The following is an 11,385-nucleotide window of genomic DNA, read 5'->3' as shown; positions in this document are numbered from 1 at the left end:
CTTTGTTTTTGTGCTCGTCTCTTTTTTTTTTAAAAACCCCCCCCCCCCCCCGGCGCGGGCCCCCCCCCCGGGCCCGGGGGCGGGGCCCCCCCCCCCGTCGGTCCGGCGCCGGGGTCAGACCCGGTCGGCGGCGATCAGCACGTACTGGAAGGAGCCGTCCTTGTAGGACTCGATGAACGCCTCCTCGATGCCGGTGACCAGCGAGGTGGTGTTCCGCAGCTCCCAGTAGGGCAGGGTGTCCGGGGTCAGGTCGATGACGGCCTGGGGCACCAGGCGGTTGTCGGCCATCGCCCGCAGGTACTCCCGACGGGAGTGGATGTTGCACTCGAAGTGCGCGTTGATCTGCGAGACCCACTTCGACGGCTGGCCGTACTTCGGGTTCCAGCAGCCGGTGATGGTCACGTAGCGGCCGCCGACGGCCAGCACCCGGGAGTGCTCGGCGAACAGGTCGTGCAGGTCCACGTACATGCTGGACTCGTTGTTCCAGGAGCCGGCCACCGAGCCGTTCTCCAGCGGCATGTCGAGCATGTTGGCGACCCGGGAGCGGACGAAGTCGCCGATGCCCAGCTCGGCGGCGCGCTTGTTGCCGAACTCGGCCTGCTGGGTGGAGAGGGTCAGGCCCTCGACCCGGCAGCCGAAGCGCTGGTGGGCCATGACCATCGAGCCGCCGCGGCCGCAGCCCGCGTCGAGCAGGGTGGACTCGGCCTTGATGTCCCCGAGGTGGTCGAGCAGCACGTCGGCCTGGGCGGACTCCAGGCGGTGCAGCTCGGCGATGACCTTCTTCTCACGCTCGCTGTCGGCCGGGTCGCCGATCGCCTCCTGGTCGATCTCGCCGATGCCGTAGTGGTGGTGGTACAGGCCGTCGACGTCGCCCAGGCGCAGGTTCACCGGGCGGGCCTCGTTGTTCCAGTAGCGCGCGATGTCGCTCTGGTACGGGGTGGCCGGGCCGGGAATGGCGGTGCCGGCGGTGGTGATGTCGTCGGTCACGGACATGTGGGTCAACTCCAGGGTGATCAGGGTTGGTTATCGAAAAGGTGCGACTGCCGACCGGCGCGTTACCAGAAGTCGGGCAGGCTGTACCGGTGGGTGTTGGTCTGGTGCCAGTAGTGGTTGCCGTCGAGCCAGGCGGCCACCCCGCGCAGGAAGCGCACCAGGGTCGGCACCGGGCAGGCGACGGCCAGCGCGGCCGACTCGGCCTCGAAGGCGTGCATCAGCTCGTTGTGGACACCGACGGCCTTGAGGTAGCCCTCCTGGCGCGAGACGCCCTCCCGCTCGGAGATCACCGTCGGCAGGTTCAGGTGGAGCCCCGGGCTGGCGAGCTCCTTGGTGTACGAGTACAGGTCGTTGACGATGGTGGTCGCGTTGCCCGCCAGCGCGATGATCCGCTGCATGGCGGGCAGCGCGTGCAGCTCGACGGGCAGCTCGTAGCCGCCGACGGTGTCGGTGATCGTCGGACAGGGGCGGAAGTTGTTGAACTGGCGCATCGCCAGGTACTCCCAGACCTCCGGCACGTGCTCGGCCTCGGCCCAGGAGGCCTCGGCCAGGTACCCCATGTGCAGCCGCGCCATGTCGTGCCGGAAGCGGTCAGCCTGGGCGGGCGTGGAGGCCGCGACGAAGTAGTCCATCGCGGACCGGTAGGAGCGCCGGGGCGCGTCCTCGGAGAGCGAGGCCTCCCAGGCCGGGTGGTACTCCGCGGTGGTGTGCAGCGGGTCCAGCGCGGTGTGCGCGAGCAGCAGGCGGCTGCCCAGGCCGACGGGCGAGCCGCCGAGGTCCTCGCAGTAGCAGTCGTCCACCGCGTTCTCGGCGACCATCAGGCGGGCCGCGAGCATCAGGTGGTCGACGCTCGGCGCGTCGGGGTGGCAGGCCACCATGTAGCGCCCGGTGGAGAACCCGTCGAAGTCCTTCTCCCACTCCGGCGGGTAGAGCTCGATCTCGTCGATCGCCCAGGCCTTGATCTTGAGACTGAGTTCCGCCACCCGCACCGGGTCGGGCTCGGCGATCGGGTGGTGGTAGAGCCCGGGGATAGGGTCGCCGGTCTTCGGCTTGCCACCGCTCCGCGCCGCGGCCGGGGCCCCGAAGGTCAGCGCGGGACCGGAGGGCAGCACGGGGGCGGACGACGGCACGGGCGCGGACGGCAGGGCCTCGGGGAGGACGGCCTCCAGCGCGGCGGCCGCGGCCGCCAGGGCCTCCGACGCGACGGCCCCGACCAGCGCGGCCCCCGCGGCCGGGACGGCGCCGACGGCCACCTCGACCACCGACGCGTCCACCACCGCGACGTCGACCGCCGGTGTCTGCGCCAGCGGCAGCTCGGGATCCGCAAGCTCGGACACCGCGGCCTCGGGCGCCACAGCCTCGGGCACCGCAGCCTCGGACGTCCCGGCCTCGGCCACCGGCGTCGGCGGCCTCAACTGCAGCCCGGCGGTGCCGAGTCCGGTCGGGCCGCGCAGGATCCGGTCGATCGCCGGGGAGCTCATGAGCCCACCGCCGGGGCGTCGACGGGCCCGGGTGGGGTACCCGTTCTGGTGCACAGGGGCATGGAGCCTCCTCTGAGAGGGATCGCCTGGTGTGACGGGTCGTCATCTCGCCCGCCGCGACGGGGAACTCCACGCCGCGGGCCCCGTCTCGCTCGGTTCCCCACCGTAGGCGCGAAAGCCCGTTCCGGATCGCAACGGACGATCTTCTACACCCGATAGGGTGAACGTTCCGGCTCACGGCGTTTGGCCGCGCCGGTGTCGTGCATCGGTCCACCCGGGGCCCCGGGCTGCGGTTCCGCGCCGGACGGCCCCCGCCCGCCCGGGCAGCGCGTCAACCTGCCGATCACCATCCGTGTCCGCGCCGCCCGACGGCGTCGCACCCCCCGCAGTGCGGGCCGTTCGACCGCGGATCACCCGATCCGGACCGCCCGCGCCCCCACCCGCACCCCCGCATGCACCCGGCGGGCGGGCCGCGGGCGACCGGGCGACGACCGGCGGGTGGGCCGGTGTCCCGCCGCCCGCCGATGGCGTAAGGGGGAGAAGAATGGGCGGGGCGCCGTGAGAGGAACGCGGCCAGGAAGGAAGACCAGCACATGGAGAGCCAGGCCCGCAGCCGCACCGAAGTCGTCGAGGACCTCATGGAGCGCTTCCCCGACGTGCCCCGGGAGGCGGTGATCAAGGAGGACCTGCTGCGCGGCGGCATGGCCTTCGACGAGTCCGCCCTCAGCGGCAGCACCGGGGCCGACGGCAGCGGCGAGATCAAACCGAAGTCGTACTTCATCTTCTCCTTCGACCACCGCACCCTGCCCGAGCTGGGCGCCGCCGCGCTGAACCGGCCGCCGGAGGAGGTCGTGCTGACCGGCGGGCCGTACGGGCTGCGCCGCACGGTGGTGTCGGTGCGGGTCAACCCGGACTCGCCGTACCGGGTGCGTGCGGGTGAGGACGGCACGCTCGGCCTCTACCTGGACGGCGCGCGGATCGCCGACGTCGGCCTGCCGCCGATGCCCGACTACTACCGGCACACCCTGGCCAACGGGAAGTCGGTGATGGAGGTCGCCCCGACCATCCAGTGGGGCTACCTGATCTACCTCACGGTGTTCCGGGTGTGCCAGTACTTCGGCGCCAAGGAGGAGTGCCAGTACTGCGACATCAACCACAACTGGCGCCAGCACAAGGCCGCCGGCCGCCCGTACACCGGGGTCAAGCCGGTCGAGGAGGTGCTGGAGGCGCTGGAGATCATCGACCGCCACGACACCGCCCGCGCCTCCCGGGCGTACACCCTCACCGGCGGCGCGATCACCTCGCAGGTCGGCGGCCGGGACGAGGCGGACTTCTACGGGCAGTACGCCAAGGCCATCGAGGAGCGCTTCCCCGACCGCTGGATCGGCAAGGTGGTCGCCCAGGCGCTGCCGCGCGACGACGTGCAGCGCTTCCACGACTACGGCGTGAGGATCTACCACCCCAACTTCGAGGTGTGGGACAAGCGCCTGTTCGAGCTCTACTGCCCCGGCAAGGAGCGCTACGTCGGCCGGGACGAGTGGCACCGCCGGATCCTGGACTCCACCGAGGTGTTCGGCGCGGAGAACGTGATCCCCAACTTCGTGGCGGGCGTGGAGATGGCCGAGCCCTTCGGCTTCACCACCGTCGACGAGGCGATCGCCTCCACCCGGGAGGGGCTGCGCTTCTTCATGTCCCACGGGGTGGTGCCGCGCTTCACCACCTGGTGCCCCGAGCCCACCACCCCGCTGGGCAAGGCCAACCCCCAGGGCGCGCCGCTGGAGTACCACATCCGGCTGCTGCAGGCCTACCGGGCCACCCTGGAGGAGTTCGGCCTCTCCTCCCCGCCCGGCTACGGCCCGGCCGGGCCCGGCAGAGCGGTCTTCTCGGTGAGCTCCTTCATGGACTCGCTGCCGGGCTGAGCCGCTCCGCGGTGGGTGCCGCCGCCTCGGCGGCACCCACCTCAGTTGTCAACTGCCCTGCTGCCGACGGACGGTGAGGATCTGCTCGGCCCGGCCCACCGGGCCGTGGACGTCGTGCAGCACGGTACTGGTGACGCCGTGGCCGGCCGGGCCGAAGCTGACGCCGGTGTCCAGGCCGGTCCAGCGGCCGCCGGGGCGGCGGTGGAAGTGGACGGTCAGGTCGGTGTTCGGGAACATCCACTCGGTGGGCTGCTCCCGGACGGCGATGCCGTTGGCGGTGTCGACCAGGGCGACGAACGCGGCGTGCGGGCTCGCGGCCTCCCCCGCGACGAGCTCCAGCGGGGTGGTGAGCCAGGCGGCGGCCCGGCCGGGCGCGGTGGAGCGGCGCCGGACCTCCACCGAGGCGATGTAGCCGCCGGCCCACTGCTCGCTCATCGGCCAGGGCTCGAACTCCTCGGGCGCGGGCAGCGGTTCGTCGTGGGTGCCGGCCACGGCGGCGGTGTCCTGCTCGGCCAGGAACCAGGCCCGGGCCCGGACCACGGCGCGGCCGGCGATCGAGGCGACCGCCTCCACCAGCTCGATGGTGCGGCCGGGGCGGAGGGTCTCGACCGTGATCTCCAGTTCGTCCAGGGCGATCAGGCCGAGGATGTCGAAGCTCACCCGGGCCAGGGCGAGGCCGTCGGCGGGGCGCCCGGCCCGGTGCCGGTCGATCGCGTGGACGATCAGGCCGCCCACCGGGCTGAAGTGCTGCTCGTCCGGGTGCCAGGCGCCCTGGGCGTGGACGGTGGGCTTGTACTGCTGCTCGCCGGTGCGCTGGTAGTAGCTGTCGGGTGCGGCGGTGGGGCTGGTCAAGGTGCGCTTCTCCTCGGGCCGGATCGCGGGGCTGCCGGGCGGGCACCGGTCCCGGCGTGGCCGGCGTCCGCGCTCCCGATCGTAGGAGCCCGAACCGGCCCGGACGCTGTGATGCCCGCCACAGCGGCCCCGCACCCGCACCGCCCGACCTGCGGCGCGGCACCTGCCCCGCCCGACCTGCGGCGCCGTCCCCGGCCGGACGGCGCCGCCCGGCCTCAGCGCGCGATCAGCGGGTAGTGGTCGGAGAGGTCGGTGTAGGTGTAGCTCTTGCCCCAGCTGCTCACCGTCCAGGGCGCGCTGTGCACCCGGCGGACCTCGTTGGTGTACTGCTGCGGGCGGGCGTGGTCGGCGCGGTAGAGGACGTGGTCGAGGTCCTCCTTGGGCTCGCCCGGGTAGCGGTAGGCGGCGACGGAGTTGTCGGCGGTGTCGAAGGAGTACGGCCAGCCGGTGCGGGCGGAGGCCGGGGCGAGGTGGGCGTTGTCCAGCAGGGCCTGGTACTCGGGGCCGTGGAAGTCGATGTTGAGGTCCCCCGCGACCAGCACCGGCTCGTCCGCCGGGATCCGCTTCGCGTCCAGGAAGGCCCGCATCGCGCCGAGCTGCTTGGCCCGGATCGCGGCCGCCTGCCCGCTGGCACATCCGGAGTCGGTGGACTGGAGGTGGGTGCCGACCACGTGGGTGCGCCGGCCGTCGACGTCGAGGACGACGTAGGCGAAACCCTTGTTGGACCACCAGTCGGAGCCGCAGGCGTCCTTGTAGACGTACTGCTCCTTGTGCAGGATCGGCCACTTGCTGAGGACGGTGACCCCGCCGTCCTCGGGGGTGGTGGAGCTGTAGCTGCCGGAGGTGGCGTCCCAGCCGCCGGTGGAGCGGCCGACCACGGGGGTGTGGAAGGGGTAGGCGGCGGAGGCCTTGGCGATCAGGGCGTCGGAGGCGGCGTTGTCGAAGGCCTCCTCCAGCACGACCACGTCGTGGCCCTGGAAGAAGTCCGCCGAGGCGATCGCCTGGGCGCGGTACTGCTGGCCCCAGTTGGGGTAGAGCGAGGTGCTCATCAGGAAGGTGTTGTAGGTCAGGACGTCCAGCGGCGGCGCGGTGGCGGGGGCGCTCTCGGCGCCGGCCGGGGCGGCGCCGAGCGCGGCGAGCACGGTGGCGGCGGCACCGGCGGCGAGGGTGCGGCGCAGGGACGGCAGGTTCATCGGGGCTCCGTGGGGGGACGTCGTCGGCCCGGCGGATCGCGGGATGTTGTGCATCCAACTTCCGTACGTGCACGGCCCGCAAGACTTCCGGCGAGCATGCGGTGAACTCGTTCGGAACAGCACCACCGGCCGGTGGTGCGGGCCGTGGCGCCGGAATTCCCTGCCGAACCCCGCCAAAGGACCGATAAGATGACGATCGGTGTGCCGGGAAGTCTGGTCGGCTCGGGGGACGACTGCGGCGATCGGGCCACGGCGACCCCGATGGTGCGATGGGTCGTTTCTGCAGATGCACGCCGTGGGGATCGTTCTCGTCCTGGTCGTCCTGGCCACCAGCGTGGCCACCTTCGCCCGCCGATGGCGGGTGCCCGCCCCCTCGCTGCTGGTCCTCGTCGGACTCGGCGTCGCCCTCCTCCCCGGCGTCCCCGCGCTGCACGTCCCCCCGCAGGTCATCGGCGCGGTGGTACTGCCCCCGCTGCTCTACTCCTCCGCCGAGGAACTGTCGCTGCGCGACCTGCGCACGGTCTGGCGGCCCGTCACCGTGCTCTCCTTCGGCCTGGTCTTCGCCTCCGCCGCGGCCGTCGGCTTCCTCGCCGTCGCCGTCGCCGGGCTGCCGCCCGCGATGGCCTTCGTGCTCGGCGCCGTGCTCTCCAGCACCGACCCGGTGGCCGTCACCGCGCTCGGCCGCCGACTCGCCCTGCCCGGGCGGGTCCAGGTGCTCGTCCAGGCGGAGAGCCTGTTCAACGACGCCACCTCGCTGGTGCTGTTCAAGGTCGCCGTCGGCGTCGCCGTGGCGGTCGGCGGGACGGTCGACCTGCCCGCCGCGGGCGGCGAACTGGTGCTGCTCGGCGGGGGCGGCAGCCTGGTCGGCGCGGCCGTCGCCGGGCTGGTCTGGCTGCTGCGCCGCCGCACCACCGACCCGGTGCTGGAGACGGTGATAGCCCTGGTCACCCCGTACGCGGCGTACGTCCTGGCGGAGTCCGCGCACACCTCCGGCGTGACCTCGGTGGTGGTCGCCGGGGTGCTGCTCGGCCGCTCCGGCCACCGGCTCACCGACGCCCGGATCCGGCTGCAACTGCACGCCGTGTACGCGGTGGTGGTGTTCCTGCTGGAGAGCGTCGTCTTCTCGATCGTCGGCCTGGAACTGCCCACGCTGGTCCGGGAGCTGCCGGCCGGCGCCGGCTGGTGGCCGCTCCAGTCGGTGGCCATCGCCGCCGTGCTGATCGCCGTCCGGGTGCTGTGGACCCTGCCGCTCACCCGCGCCGTCAGGCCCAGCCGGGGGCGGCTGTCCTGGCGGGTCGCCGGGGTGGTGACCTGGGCCGGCACCCGGGGCGTCATGCCGCTGGCCGCCGCGCTCTCCATCCCGCTGCTGACCGAGGGCGGCGCCGCGCTCGACGGGCGGCCGCTGGTCCTGGTGCTGACCGTCTCCAACGTCGTGCTCACCCTGGTCGTCCAGGGACTGACCCTCGCCGCCGTGGTCAACCGCTCCGGACTCGCCCTGGAACCCGAGCACACCGCGCGCGAGGAGGCCGACGCCCGCGACGAGCTCAACCGCGCCGCCCTGGACCACGTGGACGGCCTGGCCGAACTGGAGGCCGTCCCGGAGACCGCCGTCGACCGGGTCCGCCGCGCCCTCACCGCCCGGCTCGACCGCACCCCCGAGACCCCCGACGGCAACACGGCCGACGACGCCTACCGCCAACTGCGGCACGAGGTCATCACGGTGCAGAACGACCGGCTGCACCGGCTGTACGAGGAGCACCGGATCAGCGACACCACCCTGCGGCTGCTCCAGCGCGACCTCGACCTGGAACAGGCGGCCCTGGGCAGGACGTGACCGCGGGCCGGCCGGCCCGCGGTCAGAACATCAGCACCAGCAGGCCGGCCGCGCCCAGCGCGCAGAGCAGCGCGAGCGCCGCCAGCCCGAACTCGTTCGGAGGCGGCGGCAACCGGCGCACCGGGTGGACGGCCAGCCCCCGGCCGGGGCGGGCGGGGTGGTACAGCACGGTCACCTCGTCCCCCTCCTGGTAGCGGCCGCCCTCGGGGCGCGCGTCGTGCCGCAGCAGTTCGACCACCCGGCCGTCCGGCAGGCCGTACTCGATGGTCACCCGGCGGCGCTCGTACCCCTCGGAGGTGGTGTGCCAGCGCACCCGGCGGACCCGGCCGACGGCGCAGACGCCGCCGCAGCGCAGCTCCCGGACCGTCCGGCCCGCCGAGGCGAGCAGCGCGGCCAGCCCGGCCAGGACCGCTGCCCCGACCAGGAGGAACAGATCAAGAACCGCCCCCACAGAAGTCAATGTACCCACCACGCAACGGAGTTGGGAAGACGGCCGACGGGCCGCACCGGCCGGGCGGTACCCCGGTCTTCCGGGTGTCGGGGGCTGCCGTCACACTGTCGCGAGCACGAAGCAGAACCACCGAGCGGGGGCAGCATGGCCAAGCGTCCGAACAAGAAGCAGAAACGGCCGCTGGCGGCCGGGGTCGTCCGGCCGGCCAAGCCCGTCCGCCGACGGCCCGGCAAGGACCTCCAGCTCGCGCCGCGCACGGTGCGGCGCACCGCGCCGCTGGTCGGGCTGCTCGCCCCGCTGCTGATCATCGGGCTGCTGGCGCTCGCCACCAACCCCGACTACCAGGCCCCCTGCACCATCCTGGCCGTCCTGGTGCTGATGGCGGCCGTCGTCGGACTGATGATGATCCACAGCAGCGGCTGGGTGGTCTGGCCCGCCGTCGTACTGGGCCTGGTGCTCCTGGTGATCCCCACCACCGCCCTGCGCGCCCAGCTGATCTCCCACCGCGGGGTGGACACCCGGGTCGTCATCACGTCGGCGCACAGCGGCAAGGACAAGACGGGCAAGGTCAGCTGGACCTGCGGCATCCGCCGCGAGGACGGCCACCCGCTGCCGCACGGCACCATCGGGGGCTTCGGCTGCTCCGGCTCCTCGGTCGGCAGCACCACCACGGTGCTGGCCGACCCGGACGGCTGGGCGCCGCCGGCCAACCTGGACGACGACCTCTCCTTCCGCGGCGCCGGGGTCTGGGTCACCGGCGCGGCCGCCGTCCTGTGGGCCGCGCTCACCTTCGCCACGGCCCGCCGGACCCTGCGCGGGCGGGGTCGGCGCAAGGGCGCGGCCTGACCGGGAAACGGATCGGCGGATTCGCCGGTTCAGCATTTCGGCGGAGAATTCCCGGCGGAGGAGTTCCCTGGTCAACGGCCCATGGCCGCACCGCACAGGTGAAGCGCACATGGCATTTTCCCGGTCTCTCGTCGACTCCCGTCCCGGCATTTGCGGGGAATTCGCGCATTGCTCGATTGATTCGCGCAAGTCCCTTCCTTTCCCGGGCCGGATCTGCCAGCATCGTCCGCTATCCGGCGACCGAGCTGGAAGACGACCGGGGGAGGAACTCCATGCTCGGCTCCGTCCTGCGCAGAGCGCGCGGGCAACGGCCGTCGGCCGCCGGCGGCACCGTCCACCGGCCCGGCCACCGTCCGGTGCGCTGGGTCCCCACCCGGCTGAGGGCGAACCCACTGGCCGCGCTGCTGATGGCGCTGCTCGCCCTCGTCACGGTCTTCCTGGCGGCCGCCTTCCCGCGGATCGCCGACCGGGGCGCGGACACGGCACTCCGGGACTTCGTCGACCGGGCGGGCCTCAACCAGACCAGCCTGCAGACCACGTCCAAGACGCAGGACGACGACACCCCCGCTGCGCTCGACCGGGTGCAGCGCGAGGTCACCGAGCTGATCGGCCGACAGCTGCCGCTCGCCCAGCCCGGCCGGGCCAGCGGCACCCGGGCCGTCGCCGACCGCGGCATGGGCAACCCGGAGTACGTCCGGATCGCGGAGAAGCGCACCGACCCCGTCCTCGGACTGCTCTACGTACCCGACCTGTCCAGCCGGGCCACCCTCACCGACGGCAGCTGGCCGACGCCCGGCAAGATCGGCGGCCCGCTGCCGATCGTGATCAGCCGGCAGGCCGCCGACACCATCCACATCAAGCTCGGCGACGTCGTCGACAACGGCTTCGACGGCGCAGGTGCCCAGCGGACCAGCGTGGTGGTCGGCTTCTACCGGATCAACGATCCCCAGGACCCGTTCTGGGACAACCTCGGCTGCCCGGCCCGCGCCTGTCTGCGGCCGACCCCCGAGCACGAGCACTGGGCGACCAGCGGGTTCGTCGACGGCGCCGGCCTGGCCGCGCTGGCGCGTTGGGGTTCGGGCGCCGAGAACTTCTGGCGGCTGCCCGTCGACCCCGGCGCGCTGCGCGCCGACCGGCTGGAGGACACCCGCCGCATCCTCCGCTCCTTCCTGACCGGACACGACGCCACCGATCTGGCCGGCACGACCGGACGCCGTGACCTGCACACCTCCTCGGGGCTTCCCGAGGTCCTGACCCGGGCGGAGGACCGCTACCGGGCGTCGTTGCCGCTCAGCACGATCGGCCCGGCGGGCGTGGCGGGCGTGGCCACCGTGGTGCTGTTCCTGGCCGCGGCGCTGACCACCGACCGGCGAGCCGCGGAGATCCGGTTGCTGCGGGCCCGTGGCGGCTCGCTCGCCGGGGTGCTGCGGCGGCTGATCGGGGAAGGCCTGGTCACCGTCCTGCCCGCCGCCGTGCTCGGCACGGCGCTCGCCGCGGTCCTGCTGCCGAGCCCCCGGTGGGGCGAGTCGACGGTGGCGGCCCTGGCCTCCGCGCTGATCGCGCTGCTGGCCTTCCCGGCCCGGGCGGCCCTGCTCCGGTCCCGTCCGCGCGCTGCCGCCGGACGGCGTCGGCTGGTCGGCGAACTCCTCGTACTGGCGGTCACGGTGGCGGCGGTGGCGGAGGTCCGGCGTCGGGGTGTGGGGACGGGTGGCGGGTTGGATCCGCTGCTGGTGGCCGCGCCGTTGCTGCTGGCGGTGACGGGTGGGCTGGTGCTGGCGCGGGTCGAGCCGGTGGCGGTCGGCCGGCTGGCGGCGCT

General features: G+C 73.4%; 8 protein-coding genes and 1 pseudogene. 4 read left to right on the top strand and 5 right to left on the bottom strand.

Annotated elements, in window-relative coordinates; genetic code table 11:
* Positions 1 to 114: 114 nt before the first annotated feature.
* Together ACFXOZ_RS40620 and ACFXOZ_RS40615 are read right to left on the bottom strand one after the other, a co-directional pair.
* Complete coding sequence (locus ACFXOZ_RS40620) at positions 115 to 993, bottom strand: geranyl diphosphate 2-C-methyltransferase (protein ID WP_380397908.1); 879 nt, start codon at positions 991 to 993, stop codon at positions 115 to 117.
* Between the two features lie 62 nt (positions 994 to 1,055).
* Positions 1,056 to 2,390, bottom strand: a complete 1,335-nt coding sequence (locus tag ACFXOZ_RS40615; protein ID WP_380595063.1) for a family 2 encapsulin nanocompartment cargo protein terpene cyclase — start codon at positions 2,388 to 2,390, stop codon at positions 1,056 to 1,058.
* Between the two features lie 677 nt (positions 2,391 to 3,067).
* Between ACFXOZ_RS40615 and ACFXOZ_RS40610 the strand changes: the two genes are divergently transcribed.
* Positions 3,068 to 4,393: a radical SAM protein gene (locus ACFXOZ_RS40610; protein WP_380528655.1), complete on the top strand. Its 1,326-nt coding sequence runs from the start codon at positions 3,068 to 3,070 to the stop codon at positions 4,391 to 4,393.
* Between the two features lie 48 nt (positions 4,394 to 4,441).
* Here ACFXOZ_RS40610 and ACFXOZ_RS40605 read toward each other — a convergent pair whose 3' ends face one another.
* Positions 4,442 to 5,245 carry a thioesterase family protein gene (locus ACFXOZ_RS40605; RefSeq protein ID WP_380397902.1) on the bottom strand — a complete coding sequence of 268 codons (804 nt, stop codon included), beginning with the start codon at positions 5,243 to 5,245 and terminating at the stop codon, positions 4,442 to 4,444.
* A 215-nt stretch (positions 5,246 to 5,460) separates the two neighbouring features.
* Positions 5,461 to 6,438: a sphingomyelin phosphodiesterase gene (gene sph, locus ACFXOZ_RS40600; RefSeq protein WP_380528653.1), complete on the bottom strand. Its 978-nt coding sequence runs from the start codon at positions 6,436 to 6,438 to the stop codon at positions 5,461 to 5,463.
* A 286-nt stretch (positions 6,439 to 6,724) separates the two neighbouring features.
* Between sph and ACFXOZ_RS40595 the strand changes: the two genes are divergently transcribed.
* Positions 6,725 to 8,272 (top strand): Na+/H+ antiporter, encoded by a 1,548-nt coding sequence (locus ACFXOZ_RS40595; RefSeq protein WP_380595061.1) that lies wholly within the window; start codon positions 6,725 to 6,727, stop codon positions 8,270 to 8,272.
* 22 nt (positions 8,273 to 8,294) lie between these two features.
* Here the strand turns inward: ACFXOZ_RS40595 and ACFXOZ_RS40590 are convergent, their stop codons facing one another.
* A complete protein-coding gene (locus ACFXOZ_RS40590; protein ID WP_380595059.1) occupies positions 8,295 to 8,723 on the bottom strand; it encodes a DUF3592 domain-containing protein in 429 nt (142 codons plus the stop codon).
* Between the two features lie 144 nt (positions 8,724 to 8,867).
* On the opposite strand from ACFXOZ_RS40590, the gene ACFXOZ_RS40585 reads away from it, so the two are divergent.
* Positions 8,868 to 9,569: a hypothetical protein gene (locus ACFXOZ_RS40585; RefSeq protein ID WP_380595057.1), complete on the top strand. Its 702-nt coding sequence runs from the start codon at positions 8,868 to 8,870 to the stop codon at positions 9,567 to 9,569.
* A gap of 272 nt (positions 9,570 to 9,841) precedes the next feature.
* A pseudogene (locus ACFXOZ_RS40580) lies at positions 9,842 to 11,385 on the top strand (hypothetical protein); the annotation flags it as partial.

Origin of the sequence: Kitasatospora sp. NPDC059160 (genome assembly GCF_042755465.1) — a bacterium.
In the GTDB taxonomy this organism is placed as follows: Bacteria; Actinomycetota; Actinomycetes; order Streptomycetales; family Streptomycetaceae; genus Kitasatospora.
The sequence above is the reverse complement of the archived record's forward strand: the minus strand, read 5'-3'. Positions and strand labels throughout refer to the sequence as shown.

Excerpts from the sequence above, each read along its gene's own strand:
- ACFXOZ_RS40620 (WP_380397908.1), bottom strand. The coding sequence starts at position 993 with ATGTCCGTGACCGACGACATCACCACCGCCGGCACCGCCATTCCCGGC.
- ACFXOZ_RS40610 (WP_380528655.1), top strand. The coding sequence starts at position 3,068 with ATGGAGAGCCAGGCCCGCAGCCGCACCGAAGTCGTCGAGGACCTCATG.
- sph (WP_380528653.1), bottom strand. The coding sequence starts at position 6,438 with ATGAACCTGCCGTCCCTGCGCCGCACCCTCGCCGCCGGTGCCGCCGCC.
- ACFXOZ_RS40595 (WP_380595061.1), top strand. The coding sequence starts at position 6,725 with ATGCACGCCGTGGGGATCGTTCTCGTCCTGGTCGTCCTGGCCACCAGC.
- ACFXOZ_RS40585 (WP_380595057.1), top strand. The coding sequence starts at position 8,868 with ATGGCCAAGCGTCCGAACAAGAAGCAGAAACGGCCGCTGGCGGCCGGG.